Here is a 14,872-nt window from a genome sequence, read left to right as displayed (position 1 = left end):
ATGCGCTCTTCGTCGGTGAGGCGGGCCGGCAGGCCGTAGCGCTCGCACGCGGCGTCGGTCAGCACGATCAGCGGGTCGGCGTCCTTGCCCGGCCCCGAGGCTCAGCCGGTCTGATCCCGTGAGTAGGTCGGTTTCTGTACCTGGGCGGGCAGCTGGGTGAGTCCGGCGGTTTCGGCTCGGGCCCGGTGCAGTGCTCGCAGGCGTACGGCTTCGGCGTCGCGGCGCCGCTGGGCGCGGGCGACGTCGATCGGCGCCGAATGATCGTCGTGGGCCGCCTCCGGCTCCGGGAACGCGCGACGGCTTGCCTCCCGAAGGACCCGGTTCTGCCGTTCGACGGCAGCTGCGATGGCCGGGTCCGGCTGTCGCAGCGTGTGGGCTTGCTGGTGGGCTTCGAGTGCACGGCGGTAGCCGGCCGCTGCCGTCTCACGGGTACGCACTGGGCCTTGCGGGATTGGAGTCCTTCCCGGGTCCGGCTCGGCGGCCGTGCTGGGTGCGGGCAGGGGTCCGGGTGACAGCCCGCGGACCGTACGGACCGCTTCGGTGCGTGCGGAACAGTTGGCGTCGGTGATGATCCGCGACGTTTCCAGCCGGGCCCTCGTCGCCCATGTCGGGGAGTCCGGGCGCAGCGTCAGCTCCCCGCGCTCGGCGTCGTAGCCCACCGCTGCGACGTGTTCGGCGAGTTCGGGGGCGAGGGCCGTCCACCGCTCGCACAGCCCGGCGCCGGCCGTCGGGAGATCCCAGCCGCGCTCGGCCATGAGCGCGGTGAAGGCCTCCCCGAGGCCCATGGGGGCGCGGCCGTCGCGCCGAACGGTCCGGGTGCTCCGCGGCTTGCTCTTCGTCGTGCGGGCGCCGGTCTTCTTGGCGGCCTCCCGCGCTGCCCGTAGGGCGACACGGGCCAGGTCCACGCCGCTGAGCTCAGCACTCTGGCTCATCACGCCACCTCCCCGGCAAGTTCCTGGGAGCGGTGGGTGAGGCAGACGCTGCGGGTCGGCAGGGCCCTGCGGGTGCAGGGCACTTCACCATCACGGCCGGAACAGGTCCCCGGCACCAGCGGCGTAGCGGGCGCAGCAGGCGCGGCGACGGTCAGGGCGTCGGCCTCCTCGCGGCAGAGCTTGCACAGGCCGGTGTCGACGGCCCGCCCGGTCAGGAAGATCACGCAGCCACAGCCGCCGCATGAGGCGCGCTGCGGGCCTTCGGGCTCCCGAGGCGCCGGGACACGCGCCGGGCGCCGGATGGCGGCGTCCAGCTCACAGTCGAGGCAACGCCCGGACGAGCCGGGGCGGGTGCCGTGCCGGGGGCACAGGCCCTGCTCCAGGCGCTGCTCGACCTGGCGGGCGGCGCGCCGGTCCTGGACGGTCTCGGCGCACAGCTCGCAGGCTGCGCCGGTTCGCCAGATGATGCCGGCCTCGCAGTCCTGGTAGCCGCAGCCCCAGCGGGGCAGGGCCACGCCGAGCAGCCACCGGCCCGGGTCACGGATGTCGGAGAGCGCCACCGGTGCCAGGCGCGTTGTCAGCCGGTGCTGGAGACGGCCCGGGGCCGTGCCCTCGCGCAGCTGACGGCCCACCTCACGGGCGATTTTCCGGGCAACGAAACTGCTGGTGACCTGCTCCAGCAGCACGTGGACCGGCTCCAGCACGGCATAGATCTCCGGGCTCATGGCCAGCTGCGGTCCGGTGCGCGACGACCGGGACGACCGGGACGACCCCCCGCCCTTGCTGCTGCGCTTTTCGCTGTTCGGCTTCGAGGAGGGCTGGCTGATCTCACCCGCGCGCAGCGCGACACCACCCACGGTTTTCGAACGCGCCTCCGCGTCAGCCAGGTTTTCCCCAGCCCTAGCCGCCTTGGCTACCGGTACCTCGCCTACGGCGGGTGAGATGAGTGCACGCTCGTCATCAGGTGAGTCAGTCTTAGGTGATTCCTTATACGCGAGGGATCCCTCACCAACCAGCGGACCCGATCCCTCACCAACCAGCGAACTACCCGAGCCCTCCGCAGCGCCGCCCACGGGCTCCTGCGGGCACTCCTGGCCTCCCTTCGGCACGGTGTTCTCGACCGGCTCACCGAGCCGAACAGCATCCGTGGGGGCGATGTCGTGGGCGATGAACCGGTGACGGCCCTGCGCGCCCGCGCGCCGTTGAACCGTCACCCACCGCGCCGCCTCCAAGCCGTCGACGACCTTTCCGGCCGCCGCCGCGGTGATGGGATGGCCGGCCCTCTTTCCCGAGTGGTGGCGCAGGTGTCCCGCCAGCTCCCCCTCGGTCAGCGCGATGCCCATCTGCTCCGCGAACGCGATCACTGCGAACGCACGCAATTGCCTCGGCGTGAGGTCCTCCGAGGCAGCCACCGGCAGCCACACGAACTTCTCCGTCCGCGTCATCGGCCGCACCGTTCGCAGAGCGGACTCACCCTTGCCACCAGGCAGAGTCCGACGGTTCGACCACAACTCCACGACCCCGTCCGGCCCAGGACGGGTCAACTGCGTCATCCCGCGCTCGGCCGACGCCACCGACAGCCCCAGGTACGAGGCGATCGTCGCCGACCGCGCCTGACACCCCTCCGGGCGCGCCGCCAGCGCCGCCACCTTCACGTACACCGACAACGCCACATCTGCGTAGAACGGCGACGAAACCAGACGCATGGGCACCTTCACCCGCTGCCGGCGCACCGGGACGGCAGCAGCGGCCGGGGACGACAAGGACGAGCGCGGAGCCGGGATCATCACGGCGGCCGGCGCCGCCACGGCGCTCACCGGCCCGCCTGGAGGTACGAGATGGAGATCATCTCGGCAGCCTTGCGCAGGACCCCTGTGGACAGAGTCCGGGAAGTGGAGAGAGCCCTGTTCCCTCCCGCCCGGCGGGCAGAAACTTCGGTACGCGTCCCGCCCCACGGGACGACGCCCTTGAGGACGCCGCCGTTGACGGAGATGTCGATGACCTCCGCGCGCGGAGGCGCGAGGGGGGCAGCAGACGCCGCGACCAGACTCATCGGGTCCGCCCCGAAAGCGCTGCTCTTATGGCTTCCTACCGGAAACCCAACTTCCGGTACGAACGACGCAAACAGGAATGAACCGGATGACGATCCCGTCACGAGGGACGTCCGTCGAGTCCAAACCGGGCTGAAACGGACAAGGTCAAGCTGACAAGGGGACACCACGTCGTGCACTATGAGAAACGACCTGCTCTCCATATAGCTGGACGACCGCGCCCCTCGGGGCTGGACGACCGGGTGTGTGGATGTGACGGGTGAGCCCCCCTTCGCGAGAAGCGGGGCAGACACCGATCGGGCGGGGGGAGATTTCTCCTCCCCTCCGGGTACTGCTGAACCGCGAAGCCCCTGTGGTGGGGGCCCGCGGGTGACGCAACTGCTAGCTACAGCTGTGGTGGCCGTGGTTAGTGGCCGGTGGTGCAGTGGCCCTGGTTAGGGGCCGAGTGAGATATGAGCGGCTCGGTGAGCCGCAGCTCAGAACCGGCTGGAACCGGGATCTGAGCAGCCGACGCGGGTGGTTAATCCGCAGTCGGTAGACGGGCCGCGCGACGGCCAGCGGGTGGTTAGTCCGCTTCTTGGCGCGCGCGGCCGATGGCCGCTAGGTCATCCCGATCCCCCTTCGGAGGTCGGCGTCGGCATGCCCTCATCCAGCTGCGCGGCTTCGGGAAAACGCTCCGCGAGCCCCTTGAGCAGGTGGAGGTAGACCTCGCGGTGCGGGCGCCGAGGGTGGGCCTCGCCCGACTCCCAGCGCGCGACCGCCACACGCTTCACGCCCACAACGTCCGCGACCTCCTTCTGCGTGAGGTCAGCAGCAAGACGGAGCTGGGCGCGCACTCGGGGCGGCGGCAGGACGTCGTCCAGGCCGTCCAGCAGGGCATCGACCTGCCTCAGGCGGTCCGGGTCGGGCATGGCGCAGCCTCTCATGATCGACAGATCTCTGAAAGATACACCCACAGGACCCTGGGAGGGAGGTGTCATCCCCGTCTGTTCCCGCACCCAGTACGGTTCCTCTCCATGGCCCGACTCGCCCTCTTCGACTTGGACGGCACGCTCGTTGACCGGCAGACCGCCCTTAGCGACGCCGTTACCGCGCTCTGCCGCACTCACAACTTCGACGCCCCAATCGAGCAGCGCCTGCGCACTGAACTGGCCGACCGCGCGAACCCCAACGACTTTGCCCGCCTGCGAGATGCCTTCGGCCTGGCAGTGACCGCCGCGCAGTTGTGGCAGGAGTACGTAGACCTGATGGCGGCCGCCGTTACCTGTCGGCCAGCCGTCCTCGAGGGCTTGGCGCAACTTCACGCAGCCGCCTGGACCATCGGCATCGTCACCAACGGAGCCAGCGACATCCAGCGCGCCAAGCTTGCTGCGACCGGACTCACCAACCTGGTCGACGGCGTTGCGGTCTCCGGCGATCTGGAGATCCGCAAGCCAGACCGGGAGCTCTTTGAGGTCGCCGCCTCCCGCTGCGGACACGACCTCGCCAACGGCGGCTGGATGACCGGCGATAACCCGGCCGGCGACATCGGCGGCGGCCACCAGGCCGGCCTGCGCACCATCTGGCTGCGCGGCCGTCCCTGGCCGGCAGACCTTCCCGCCGCGCACCACGTCGTCGACGACGTCACCGAGGCGATCACCATCCTGCTCAACGAGACCTCGGAGTAGCACCGTGGACCAACCGACCGTCGGCATCCTCCACCCCGGCAGCATGGGCGCCGCCGTCGCGGCCTGCGCCGCGACCAATGCGGCCGCGGTCCTGTGGTGCGAGGCCGGGCGCAGCCCCGCGTCAGCGGCGCGCGCGGCCCAGTTCGGCTTGACGCGCGTGGGCACACTGGCCGAACTGCTAGACCGCAGCGACATCATCATCAGCCTCTGCCCGCCAGCCGCCGCCGAGGACCTCGGCCGTGACGTCGCCCGGCACGGCTTCGCCGGGGTGTACGTGGAGGCGAACGCCATCAACCCCGAGCGGGCGCATCGCATCACCGCGCTACTCGAACCGGATGCCACCGTCGTGGACGCCGCGGTCGTCGGCTCCCCACCGGTCGGCGGCAAGACACCGACCCTGTACCTGTCCGGTCCGAACGCGGTGACCGAGTGGATCGAGGCCCTCTTCGCGGGCACCGCCGTCCGGACCGCGGTGCTGGGCACGGAGGTCGGGAAGGCGTCCGCGCTGAAGCTGGCGTACACCAGCTTCCAGAAGACGTCGCGGGTCCTGGTGGCACTCGCGGTCGGGATGGCGCGCGAGCACGGGGTGGACCAGGAGCTCCTCGAGGTCGCCTCGAAGCGCACCGACTCGTACCTCTCCGAACCGCAGTACATCGCCAAGACTGCGGCTCGCGCATGGCGCTGGGGCCCAGAGCTGGAGGAAGCCGCCGACGCGCTCGCGGCCGCCGGCCTCCCGCCGGAGATGCTGCGGGCGGCCGCATCCACGCTGGCACGGTGGCACGACGTCCAGGACGATGGCGAGCTCACGCTCACCGACGCCCTGGACCGACTCGCCCAGCCGTAGCCCGCGTTCATGCCGTCGTTGTCCCCACCTGCAGAAGCTGGTCGATGAGCCGCGCCGCCTCCTGCGGCGACGCCACGGTGGTGTCCACCGTCAGGTCCCAGACGGTCTCCGGATGCGCGTCCAAGTCCTCGCGGGTCGCATCCCACGCCGTCAGGCGCGCCGTGGTGTCGCTGTCTCCCCGACCGGCGGATCGCGCTGCGGTCGCCTCGCGAGGGCACCACAGCAGCACCACGGACCAGCTCGCCGGATAGCCGTCGACCAGGGCCCGGATGCCGTCGATCTGCCCGAGGTGCACCACCGGCACGCCGACTGCGAATGCGTCGTCCAGACCGGGTGTGTCGATGACGTAGGTGTTGCCGTACCGGCTGTTCGCGTAGACGACGGCGCCCGCGGCCTCCAGCTCGTGCAGCTGCTGGGCCGTACCCATCCGGTACCCGGCGGACTTGCCCGTGCCGACCTTGAGCCGCGCGAACTGCGCGTAAGCCGGACTCAGCTGGGCTAGCGCGGTGGTGACGGTGTCCTTGCCCGCTGCCGGCGGACCGTAGAGGACGACACCCCTCTTCACGGTCATGCGTACATCGCCCCCATCGCCTGGCGCGCCTGGTCCGCAAGCGTCACCGCGGTCCCCAGACGGTTGTCGACGACCAGATGCGGAACCGCCGGACGCAGGTCGAGGTCGATCGTTGCCATGTACTCGTCCCAGCGCTGGAGCTTCCACGCGTCCCGGGCGGCTGAGCGGAATCCGATGTACTCGCGCATGGACTCTTCATCGCAGCGGACCCACACGGGGAAGACGTCGACTCCCATCGAGCCCGCGCGATTGGTCAGGCGCTGCATCCAGGCCGGGTCGGTCATCTCGGCAATGAACGGGGCGGTCAATACCGTGGAGATGCCGCACTTGATGTTGGCCATGGCCGACTGCATCAGGCAGTCGTACTCCACCGGTCGGACTTTGTTGCGGTAGAGGTCGGTATGCCGGTCGTTCGCGTCGCCGCCCAAGGCGATCAGGAGGCGCTCCACGAGCGGACGGGTGAGCGGATCCTTGTCGAGCAGCGGCCAGCCGGTGAGCTGAACGAAGAAGCGGGCGAGCTCCGTTTTGCCGCTGCCGGCGTAGCCGCCGACCAGGATGAGCACGGGACGGTGGGGGTCACCGCCCGTGTGACGGCGCTTCCACGCGTCGATGATTCGCTGCTGCAAGTCGAAATGGTCGGCCTCATCCGAGCCCGGCGCGATGCGATGAACCGCGCGCTCAACAGCCAAAACGTGCGATCCGTTGAGACGGTCGTCCAGCGGCGTTAGCTTGAAGGCGGACTCCTCACCAGGCAGGGCGGTGCGGAACCCCAAGTCAGGCTCGGTCGCCCGGTAGAGGAGACAGTAGGCCCGCCGATAGTGAGGACCGGGGAAGACCTCGCCCTGCTCGTGCTGCCACAAGGTCTGAGGATTCGCGGCCGGGATGCCCTTCAACTTCGCCCGCTCCGCCACTTCGCGAAGGCGTTCGCCGGCCTTCTCCAGGGTGAGACCGTGCGCCTCCCGCTGCTCGCGGAGCCGGTCGGGCCTCCACCCTGCTCGGTGCCTGCCCACGCTGTCCCCCTCCGTCATTGTCATGCCCGCGAGCCTAGGCCGCAGCCCTCAAATCCCGTGTGTATGCAGATGTTGAAAACCCGTGAATGAAGCTGCTCACGGCGCTGTGATGGTCCGTTTCCTCCGTCGAGAGTGGGATGGCCCACGTGAATAGCCGCTCGTGGGAGGTCGGAATCAATGAGGGTCGCCATCCGTGGAAGGACGCGCACGGCGGAGCTTCGCCAAGACGTGCTCTGGGACACCGTCGTACACGATGTGCGGCTCTCCGTCGGTCGGCGGGACGAAGCGGCCCGCGTGGCGCAGCAGGTCCTCCTCGCTGAACTCGATCGCGTTGGCGTCGACCAGCGACTGCTCGTTTCGCTGCCGGATCCGGTCCCAGCGCACCTCGTGCGGCACCGGCAGGTAGATCAGGACAGGCGCGCCGCCGGCCTCAATCACCGTCGCAGCCCAGTGGGCCCGCTCTTCGTGAGTCCAGAACCCGTGGTCGACCACGACGTCGTGTCCGGCCTCCAGCAGCTCCTGGAGCTCAAGAGCGATGTCCTTAAGCACAGGAGCCTCCCGGACCTTGAACTCGCCCCGGGGGAAATCCCTGCCGTAGTGGCCGTACCGGCGGAACATCTCCTCGTCCGGGCAGAGGCGCCGGAACCCGGCCTGCTCCAGAGCACGGGCGAGGGTCGTCTTGCCGGATCCCTGCAGACCGGACAGAAGGATCGCCCGTGGTGCGGGACCCGGCCGGCCGGACAGGGCTGCGGAGATGCGTCGGATCTCGAATCGTCCTTCCAGAGGCAGGGTGTCAGTGCGCTGGGCGTGCAGGAGCACGTCGAGCCGGTGTTCAAGGCACTCGGCGAGGGTGTCGTCCAGAAGCCTGGAGCTGCGTCTGGTCACCGCAGGACCTCCGAGGTCGTCCTGCGCGTGCGGCCCGGGGCGCCCAGGTCCACGCCGTACTCCAGCACCTCGCCATCGGCGTCCATGAAGCGGGCGGTGAGGACCAGGATCGCCGCAGTGGTGCCGGCCTCCAGCTCCAGGAGCTCGAGGTCGTCCGCGGTGGCGATCCGCGCCGACTCCTCGTCGATCCGCTTAGTCACCTGGCGTCCGGTGGCCCGAGCGATCAAGTCGAGCGACAGCCCGCCCTTGAGTCGCGCGCTGCGCGCGAGTTCCGGTAGCACCCGAGCGAACTCGGCGGGGATCCAGGACGTGGAGTGGGAGACGATGCCGTGATCGTCCCGGTAGACACGGCTGCGGCGAATCACGTCGTCACCAGGCGAAATGCCAATCACGTGCGCAACGTCCTCCGGAGCTTCGACTATGCCAGCGGTGTGGCCGGACGATTTCTCGCCGACGCCCCAGGAGGACTGGGTCCTACTGCTGCGGTCGTGCCGTTCCGATCCGGAGGACAGCGAGATGGGGCGGGCCATCACCTCTGTGCCCACGCCCGGGATGCCCTGCACGAGTTTCTCCTCGCGCAGCAGCCTCATCGCACGGTCCGCGGTAGCTGTGCTGACGTTCCACTCGGTGGCCAGCGTCTTGATGCTCGGCAGGAGATCGCCGGGCGCGAGGTCCCCGGAGCTGATCAGGTCGCGGTAGTGGCCCGCGATGCGCGCGTACGGCGGCCGGTTATCGGCTCGGGGCGGCCCGGTCATGTGCCTTCGCCTCCTTCAGGTTCGTCTGGTTGCCTCACTATACCGCTTGACACCTGAGGGTACCTGATGCAACCTGATGTATGTAAGCCGCGGTGGTCCTCCGGGATCACCAAGTGACACCCGCAAGACCGTAGGGAGTCGTCCGCCTCGCAAGAGGGGGCCGGGGTCGATGGCAACACCAAATCCCCCGGGTTTCTCGACTGCCTACTGCACGTCGCAGCGCTATGCGCTGTCCGTCCGTCAGGACGCCGGGGTCAACCGCGCGGCCTGGTGGGCGGAGAGAGCACCGCGACGCACCCCCTCCTTCCCCTTCACACATGAGGAGATCCCCCATGGCCATGACCGCCGCGATGCCCACCGCCAAGGAACGTCCCCGTCGCACCCGCACCAAGCGGGTCAGCGCCCGCCCCGCTCTCAAGCTCTCCCAGCTTGCGCCCTCGCACATCGACCTCCGCGACCCGCTCAAGGCCGTCCTGGTCTGCGAGGACTGCGGTACGTGGGTGCCGATCACCGGCATCAACAGCCGCGTGCAGAAGCTGGTCCCGCACCACACCGGCAAGGCCCACGTCGCAGACGCGATTCACTGCCGGGACAGCAACCGCCGCATCGACTGGGACCTCACGATCCCCGAGTGGCGCCAGGCCCTGACCGACGCCATCACCGAGGCGTCCAGCCGCACCGCTACCACGGTGCTGCCCAAGCCCTTCAGCCCACAGACCAACCGGGCGCTGCAGGCCCGCGCGGAGCGCACGGCCGCTGGCCGCAGGGCCGACTGGAAGGCGGTGCTGCCCCGCGTGGCTGACGCGGACAAGGCCCGTCGGGTGGTGCCTGCAGGTGACACCCCGGCCGAAGCCCGGAGCGTGCCGACGGACCACCTGACCGTCCAACGCCTGGCGAGCTAACCAACCCCCGCACGAACGACCGCGGCCCCGGCCATCCCGAGTCATCGGGAAGGCCGGGGCCGCGGCTGCTCGTTCGACAGCCAATACGGCGACAGCCCCGGCGACTTGAGACCCCCGGGGCTGTCCAGGACCTACGTGGAGGACCTGATGCCCAACAGCATCGCACGGAACGACGGCGACTCCGACCCGATCATCGACGAGGCCCTGCGCCGCGTCCGCGAAGGGCGGTGACCGGCATGGACTGGCGACACAACGCGGTCTGCCGCGAGGAAGACCCGGAGCTGTTCTTCCCCATCGGCAACACCGGCCCGGCGCTCCTGCAGATCGAGGAGGCCAAGGCCGTCTGCCGCCGCTGCCCGGTCATGGAGCAGTGCCTCCAGTGGGCGCTGGAGTCCGGCCAGGACGAGGGCGTCTGGGGCGGTCTGTCCGAGGACGAGCGGCGGGCGATGAAGCGCCGCGCCGCCCGCAACCGGGCCCGGAACGCGAAGACCGGGGCGGCGGCATGAACGACGCCGACCAGAAACGCCTGGAGGACAACCTCCGCCGCACGAACCAGGAGCACGACCTCGGCCGACGCCTGCACGGCTGAGACCTGCACGGCCAACCCGCGGTGCGGGACGGAAACCCAACTCCGCTCCCGCACCGTGCTGCTCGACCAGGCCGGTCGCCCGCCAGACGGGCCGCCGGCCTTTCGCACGCCTCCCGCCCGGGAGAGTCTCGGGCCCGCATCCCGCAGGAGAGCCCATGCGTACCAGCACCGACACCGCGATGTCCGCCGGCACCACCCGGCTGCCGGAATCGCTCTGCACGCACAACCCCACGTGCCCGACGGCCGACAGCCCGGACCGCGAGGCCGCGAAGGTCGTGGCCGGCCACCCGGAACAGGGCTGGAGCCTCCTCTGTAACGCCTTGGTGGTCTTCGACGACACCGGCGAGCTGCTCCCCGACGGCCGGATCGTCGCCCCGCACCGGCCCACCGGCGCCGTGGACAGCGCGCTCTCCCTCCTCGCGGACACCCACCCGCTCATCGGCGGCACGGCACGCGGCGGGAAGAGCAGCGCGGCCGCGTTCCAAGCGGCGGCGTCCCTGGCCAACAGCACCGCGTGGTCGGCCTGACGGCTGCCTGATCCGCCCGCATCAGCCCGCCGAACTCCGGCGGCCGGTGCGGGCGGTGACTGGGAGCCGGACAGTCCGGACCACTCACCCAGGGAGCCCGTATGCACGCCTACTCCGAGCCCGCGACCACCAATGGCAAGGCGGTCAGCTTCCAGCGCGACGACTTCGTGCTCTACCGCGACCCGGAGCGGTTCTGGCGCGGCGAGGCGAACCACACGTTCGTCTGCCGGGTCAGCAGGGTCAACACCTACGTCTCCGGCGGCATCCGCTACACCCTGCCGCCGGCCGACGCGATGCGCGACATCGACACCGCCCCGCTGAACACCGCGAGCGCGGCGGACGAGATGACGGCGGTGCAGGGCGGCCTGATCAACGACGCGATGGGCGAGTACATGCGGCTGCGGCCGCGATGGCCTGGCTCACCCAGCAGCACCGGACGGCCAACCGCCGCCCGGAGCTGCCCGCTGGCGACTGACCCACCAGCCCCGCAGCAAGACGGTCCTCCGAGTCCTCGGCATTAGAGCTGCCGGGGCCTCGGAGGACCTGGTCCTGACCCTACCGACCGACGCTGCCCCGCGGTGCCCTTCCTCACGGAGGCGCCGGAACGTACGAGAGGACATCCCCCCGTGGCCACCAAGACCAACCCCCGCCGCCGGGCCCAGCCCAAGAGGCAGCCCCGCACCCCCGCCGCCCGGCCGCAGACGGCTGCGGCCGCCGTCCCGGACCAGGCCACCGCCCCGGCCGCTGAGTCCACCGTGCCGCTGGTGCACGAGGAGGCCGACCCGGTCCTGGCCGACGCCGCCGACCGCGCCGCCGACCTCCGCGACCAGGCCGCCATCGACGCGGCCCGGATCGTCGCCGCGGGCGAGGCCCGCGCCGCCGAACTCCTCGACGACGCCCGCACGGAGGCGGCCACCCTCACCGAGGAGGCCACCACCGAGCAGTCCCGCCTCCTGGCCGACGCCGCCACGGCCGCCGACCAGGCCCGCAGGAACGCCGAGACCACGGCGGAGCAGCTGCTCACCGCCGCCCGGGAGCAGGCCGAGGCCCTCACCATCGAGGCCGGCGGGAAGGCCGAGGAGGTCCTGGCCGCCGCAGCGGCGGCTGCCGACCAGACCCGCGAGGAGGCCTCGACCACTGCGTCCGCCGACGCCGACCAGGTCCGCACCGCCGCCGACGCGGCGGCCGAGCAGCTGCTCGCCGACGCGCGCGGCGAAGCCGAGGCCCTCACCACGGCGGCGGCCGCGCAGGCCGAGGAGGTCCTGGCCGACGCGCGCCGCCAGGCGCAGGACACGCTCACCTCGGCGGCTGCCGAGGGCGAGCGGGTCCGTACGGAGGCCGGCCGGGAGGCGGCGCAGGTCCTCGCCGACGCGAAGGACCAGCGCACCGAGCTCCTCGCCGAGGCCGACCGCACCGCCGCCGACACGCGCACGCGGGCGGCCAAGGACGCCGAGGAGCTCCTGGAGCGCGCCCATGCCGACGCGGACCGGACGCGCACGAGCGCGGACGACCAGGCCGCGCAGGTCCGGGCCGGTGCCGAGAAGATGGCCGCCGGCCTTCGGGCCGACGCCGACCGCGCCCTGGACGACGCCCGCGCTTCGGCCGAGGAACTGCGGACCGCCACGGACAAGGAGGTCACTCGGCTGCGTGAGCAGGCCGAGTCGGAGCAGGCGACGGCCCGGGAGGCCGCTGCCAAGGCGACGGCGGACCAGGCCGCTGCGGCACAGGCCCTGGCCGAGGCCGAGCGGGTCCTCGAGGCGGCCACGCAGCGCACCGTGCGGCGGGCCCGTCGCCGGGAGATCCGGGCGGAGTCTCGCGCCACCCGGCGCAGGATTCGCGACGAGGCCCGGCCCGCCGGCGGTGTCCCGCCGTTGTCCGGGCAGGAGCTGCTCCTGGTCGTCGGGATCGTCCTGGCGGCCGCGGTCGTCTCCACCCTCGGCCTGCTCTCCTCCTACACCGCACTGGAGGCCAAGGCCGCTGCGTGGGGCTGGGAGTGGCCGTGGCTGCTCCCGGTCGGCATCGACGTCGCGATCCCCGCGTTCACCGGCGCCAACCTGATCCTGATCCGGATGGGGATGGAGCTGCGCTGGATCCGCTGGGTGCCCCGGGTGCTCACGGCGGTGACCGTGTACCTGAACTGGAACGCCTCGGACTCCGCATCGGGCCGCATCGGCCACGCCGCCCTCACCCTGCTCTGGGTGGTGTTCTCCGAGATCGCCTCCCACGTGTACGCCACGAAGATCGGCGCGGTCACCGGCAAGGTGCACATGGACACGGTGCGCCGCAGCCGCTGGCTGCTCGCCCCGATCCCCACCGCTCGCCTTCGCCGCCGGATGATCCTGTGGGAGATCCACTCCTACGACGAGGCGCTCACCCGCCTCCAGCAGGAGACCTGGCTGCGAGCGCGGCTGCGCGAGGAGTTCGGTCTGCTGTGGCGGTGGAAGGCTCCGCTGGAGCAGAGGATGGCGCTCAAGCTCGGCTCGGCGCCCGCCGCGCTCGCCGACACGCTCACCCCCGAGGACGCTCACACCGTCGAGCGTGTGGACGTGAGCGCCGACGCTCACCCGGAACCGGGCGGCGCTCACCCCGAGGTGAGCGCGCTCACCTCGGGCGATGGGGAAGGCGAGCGTGAGCGCCCGGCGCTCACCATGGGCGCTCACGAGGGTGAGCGCGCCGTGGAGGACGACGACGCTCACCGAGCGGAGAGCGCTCGAACGCGCAGCGAGCAGGGCGCGCTCACCGAGCGCCGCCACGAACGGATCCGCCTCCTCTACACCGAGCTCGGGCGCCGTCCGCAGTGGACGGAGATCCGCGACGCGCTCACCCAGGCCGGTCTGTCCGACGAGCCGGTCTCCCGCCCGACCGCCCAGCGCCTGCGCGAGCAGGTCGAAGAAGGCACTCCGAGCGCCCCGGCGAGCGCGAGCGTGAGCGCCGGGGCGAGCGTCCCGGTCAACGCCTGAGCGCCCACCGCGCTCACCTCCCCGCCTGAGCGCCCACCTGGCGCTCACCTCCCCTGCCGCTCATGGTCGCCCCCGGCCCGCGCCCACGCTCTCCCGAGCGTGAGCGTGGACCGGTGACGGCCACGGCCGGCAGGCCCGCGGTCCGCACCCGCCCCGAGCGGGGCGCGGACCGCCCGCCCGAACCGAGCACCACCCCGGCCCCGCACGCACGCCTCGGGGACACGGACCCACGAACCCTTCCCCCCTCCCCACCCCGAGACCTGGAGGTCTTCAGTCATGCCCGAGAACAGCAACCGGTGGACCTCGGATCACCTGATGAAGCCCGGCGGCACCGCCGTCTACGCCGCCCAGCAGCGCGAGCGGCTGCGGCAGATGGCCGACGAGGTCAGGGCCCTGCTCGGCGAGTACCGGGCCGACCTGGAGAACATTCAGTTCGACGGGGACAAGCCCTTCGAGGCCCGGATCCGGGCCTTTCTCGCCTCCCGTCCGCTGGCGCAGCTCGAAAAGGACCTGCGGGACGCGGTAAACCACGCGGGAAAGCTCGACGCCGAATTCCAGCGGCGCTACGTCGAACTGCCCGCCAAGCGCGAGAAGAAGGCGGAGAAGAAGGAGCTGGAGAAGGCCCAGAAGCAGGGCCTGGCCACCGCCCGGGCGGTCAACACCGCCGAACACCTCAACGGCCTCACCAGCGCCCTGGTCGAGCCGAGCGGCGACGGTAAGGGAGTCGTACAGAAGACCGGCACGGACGGCGGGCAGAACACCTTCCTGGACTACCTGGAAAAGAGGGCCTGATAAGTGCCCCCGCACCTTTCCAAGGGTCAGACGGCGCGCTGGAACAAGCGCCTGGCGGAGACCACCACGAACAAGGCGCGGGCCACCGCGCTGTGGGACCTTGCCCGCCTCCTGGCGGGCACCGACGACAAGGCGTGGGCCGACCTGGTCCTGCTGCTCCAGCGCTGGACCACGCAGCAGCAGGGCCGGCCCGCCTCGCCGTAACGCTCCGCGCTCATCACAGCTCATCATCACCGCCTCACCCCGTGAATCCGGGGAGCCCAACATGCGCGCCTACACGCGCGCGTGAGGCCCCCCGGATCCGTGACCCGGAGTGACTGATCGAATGGAGACGGCCGATGGCCGACGACGACGCCGGGGGGACCGTCCTCGGCTTCCCCGGCGGGC

The 14,872-nt window shown here is 71.2% G+C and carries 17 protein-coding genes and 1 pseudogene; 10 read left to right on the top strand and 8 right to left on the bottom strand.

Going from position 1 to position 14,872, the window contains the following annotated elements; genetic code table 11:
* Nucleotides 1–101 precede the first annotated feature (101 nt).
* The 4 genes from ACFYOB_RS40955 to ACFYOB_RS40940 form a co-directional block, all read right to left on the bottom strand.
* Nucleotides 102–932, bottom strand: a complete 831-nt coding sequence (locus ACFYOB_RS40955) for a DciA family protein (protein ID WP_388569999.1) — start codon at nucleotides 930–932, stop codon at nucleotides 102–104.
* Nucleotides 932–2,749: a hypothetical protein gene (locus ACFYOB_RS40950; RefSeq protein ID WP_388569996.1), complete on the bottom strand. Its 1,818-nt coding sequence runs from the start codon at nucleotides 2,747–2,749 to the stop codon at nucleotides 932–934. Before ACFYOB_RS40950 ends, ACFYOB_RS40955 begins: the two co-directional genes overlap by 1 nt.
* Complete coding sequence (locus ACFYOB_RS40945) at nucleotides 2,746–2,985, bottom strand: hypothetical protein (RefSeq protein WP_388569994.1); 240 nt, start codon at nucleotides 2,983–2,985, stop codon at nucleotides 2,746–2,748. The genes ACFYOB_RS40950 and ACFYOB_RS40945 overlap by 4 nt, the downstream gene beginning before the upstream one ends.
* Nucleotides 2,986–3,588: 603 nt before the next feature.
* Nucleotides 3,589–3,894, bottom strand: a complete 306-nt coding sequence (locus ACFYOB_RS40940; RefSeq protein WP_388569991.1) for a helix-turn-helix transcriptional regulator — start codon at nucleotides 3,892–3,894, stop codon at nucleotides 3,589–3,591.
* A gap of 105 nt (nucleotides 3,895–3,999) precedes the next feature.
* Here ACFYOB_RS40940 and ACFYOB_RS40935 point away from each other — a divergent pair, with 105 nt between their 5' ends.
* On the top strand, nucleotides 4,000–4,650 hold the full coding sequence (locus ACFYOB_RS40935; protein ID WP_388569989.1) for an HAD family hydrolase: 651 nt from the start codon (nucleotides 4,000–4,002) through the stop codon (nucleotides 4,648–4,650).
* A gap of 4 nt (nucleotides 4,651–4,654) precedes the next feature.
* Nucleotides 4,655–5,494, top strand: a complete 840-nt coding sequence (locus tag ACFYOB_RS40930) for a DUF1932 domain-containing protein (protein ID WP_388569986.1) — start codon at nucleotides 4,655–4,657, stop codon at nucleotides 5,492–5,494.
* A 7-nt stretch (nucleotides 5,495–5,501) separates the two neighbouring features.
* Here ACFYOB_RS40930 and ACFYOB_RS40925 read toward each other — a convergent pair whose 3' ends face one another.
* The 4 genes from ACFYOB_RS40925 to ACFYOB_RS40910 all read right to left on the bottom strand — a co-directional run bounded on the left by ACFYOB_RS40925 (nucleotide 5,502) and on the right by ACFYOB_RS40910 (nucleotide 8,715).
* Nucleotides 5,502–6,065, bottom strand: a complete 564-nt coding sequence (locus tag ACFYOB_RS40925) for a guanylate kinase (RefSeq protein ID WP_388569983.1) — start codon at nucleotides 6,063–6,065, stop codon at nucleotides 5,502–5,504.
* Nucleotides 6,062–7,099, bottom strand: coding sequence for an AAA family ATPase (locus tag ACFYOB_RS40920; protein WP_388569981.1), 1,038 nt, complete (start codon nucleotides 7,097–7,099; stop codon nucleotides 6,062–6,064). The genes ACFYOB_RS40925 and ACFYOB_RS40920 overlap by 4 nt, the downstream gene beginning before the upstream one ends.
* Before the next feature lie 150 nt (nucleotides 7,100–7,249).
* Complete coding sequence (locus ACFYOB_RS40915; protein WP_388569979.1) at nucleotides 7,250–7,960, bottom strand: AAA family ATPase; 711 nt, start codon at nucleotides 7,958–7,960, stop codon at nucleotides 7,250–7,252.
* Entirely contained in the window at nucleotides 7,957–8,715 is a 759-nt protein-coding gene (locus ACFYOB_RS40910; RefSeq protein WP_388569976.1) for a GntR family transcriptional regulator, read from the bottom strand. The genes ACFYOB_RS40915 and ACFYOB_RS40910 overlap by 4 nt, the downstream gene beginning before the upstream one ends.
* Before the next feature lie 332 nt (nucleotides 8,716–9,047).
* Here ACFYOB_RS40910 and ACFYOB_RS40905 point away from each other — a divergent pair, with 332 nt between their 5' ends.
* From ACFYOB_RS40905 to ACFYOB_RS40870, 8 genes and pseudogenes are all read left to right on the top strand, one after another.
* The gene (locus ACFYOB_RS40905) at nucleotides 9,048–9,617 is read left to right on the top strand and encodes a hypothetical protein (protein WP_388569973.1); all 570 of its coding nucleotides are present in this window, start codon (nucleotides 9,048–9,050) and stop codon (nucleotides 9,615–9,617) included.
* A gap of 105 nt (nucleotides 9,618–9,722) precedes the next feature.
* Nucleotides 9,723–9,848 (top strand): hypothetical protein, encoded by a 126-nt coding sequence (locus tag ACFYOB_RS40900; protein WP_388569970.1) that lies wholly within the window; start codon nucleotides 9,723–9,725, stop codon nucleotides 9,846–9,848.
* A gap of 5 nt (nucleotides 9,849–9,853) precedes the next feature.
* Complete coding sequence (locus ACFYOB_RS40895) at nucleotides 9,854–10,123, top strand: WhiB family transcriptional regulator (RefSeq protein WP_388569968.1); 270 nt, start codon at nucleotides 9,854–9,856, stop codon at nucleotides 10,121–10,123.
* 262 nt (nucleotides 10,124–10,385) lie between these two features.
* A pseudogene (locus ACFYOB_RS40890) lies at nucleotides 10,386–10,607 on the top strand (DUF5999 family protein); the annotation flags it as partial.
* Nucleotides 10,608–10,834: 227 nt separating this feature from the next.
* Entirely contained in the window at nucleotides 10,835–11,254 is a 420-nt protein-coding gene (locus ACFYOB_RS40885; RefSeq protein ID WP_388569965.1) for a hypothetical protein, read from the top strand.
* A 105-nt stretch (nucleotides 11,255–11,359) separates the two neighbouring features.
* A complete protein-coding gene (locus ACFYOB_RS40880; protein ID WP_388569962.1) occupies nucleotides 11,360–13,693 on the top strand; it encodes a DUF2637 domain-containing protein in 2,334 nt (777 codons plus the stop codon).
* 276 nt (nucleotides 13,694–13,969) lie between these two features.
* Nucleotides 13,970–14,485, top strand: coding sequence for a hypothetical protein (locus ACFYOB_RS40875; RefSeq protein WP_388569960.1), 516 nt, complete (start codon nucleotides 13,970–13,972; stop codon nucleotides 14,483–14,485).
* Between the two features lie 3 nt (nucleotides 14,486–14,488).
* Nucleotides 14,489–14,689: a hypothetical protein gene (locus tag ACFYOB_RS40870; protein ID WP_388569957.1), complete on the top strand. Its 201-nt coding sequence runs from the start codon at nucleotides 14,489–14,491 to the stop codon at nucleotides 14,687–14,689.
* The last annotated feature ends 183 nt before the right edge of the window (nucleotides 14,690–14,872 follow it).

It is taken from the genome of Streptomyces sp. NPDC006463, from assembly GCF_042870715.1.
In the GTDB taxonomy this organism is placed as follows: domain Bacteria; phylum Actinomycetota; class Actinomycetes; order Streptomycetales; family Streptomycetaceae; genus Streptomyces.
This window is presented reverse-complemented; position numbering and strand designations above follow the sequence as displayed.

Excerpts from the sequence above, each read along its gene's own strand:
- ACFYOB_RS40955 (WP_388569999.1), bottom strand. The coding sequence starts at position 932 with ATGAGCCAGAGTGCTGAGCTCAGCGGCGTGGACCTGGCCCGTGTCGCC.
- ACFYOB_RS40945 (WP_388569994.1), bottom strand. The coding sequence starts at position 2,985 with ATGAGTCTGGTCGCGGCGTCTGCTGCCCCCCTCGCGCCTCCGCGCGCG.
- ACFYOB_RS40940 (WP_388569991.1), bottom strand. The coding sequence starts at position 3,894 with ATGCCCGACCCGGACCGCCTGAGGCAGGTCGATGCCCTGCTGGACGGC.
- ACFYOB_RS40935 (WP_388569989.1), top strand. The coding sequence starts at position 4,000 with ATGGCCCGACTCGCCCTCTTCGACTTGGACGGCACGCTCGTTGACCGG.
- ACFYOB_RS40925 (WP_388569983.1), bottom strand. The coding sequence starts at position 6,065 with ATGACCGTGAAGAGGGGTGTCGTCCTCTACGGTCCGCCGGCAGCGGGC.
- ACFYOB_RS40920 (WP_388569981.1), bottom strand. The coding sequence starts at position 7,099 with ATGACAATGACGGAGGGGGACAGCGTGGGCAGGCACCGAGCAGGGTGG.
- ACFYOB_RS40910 (WP_388569976.1), bottom strand. The coding sequence starts at position 8,715 with ATGACCGGGCCGCCCCGAGCCGATAACCGGCCGCCGTACGCGCGCATC.
- ACFYOB_RS40905 (WP_388569973.1), top strand. The coding sequence starts at position 9,048 with ATGGCCATGACCGCCGCGATGCCCACCGCCAAGGAACGTCCCCGTCGC.
- ACFYOB_RS40895 (WP_388569968.1), top strand. The coding sequence starts at position 9,854 with ATGGACTGGCGACACAACGCGGTCTGCCGCGAGGAAGACCCGGAGCTG.
- ACFYOB_RS40885 (WP_388569965.1), top strand. The coding sequence starts at position 10,835 with ATGCACGCCTACTCCGAGCCCGCGACCACCAATGGCAAGGCGGTCAGC.
- ACFYOB_RS40875 (WP_388569960.1), top strand. The coding sequence starts at position 13,970 with ATGCCCGAGAACAGCAACCGGTGGACCTCGGATCACCTGATGAAGCCC.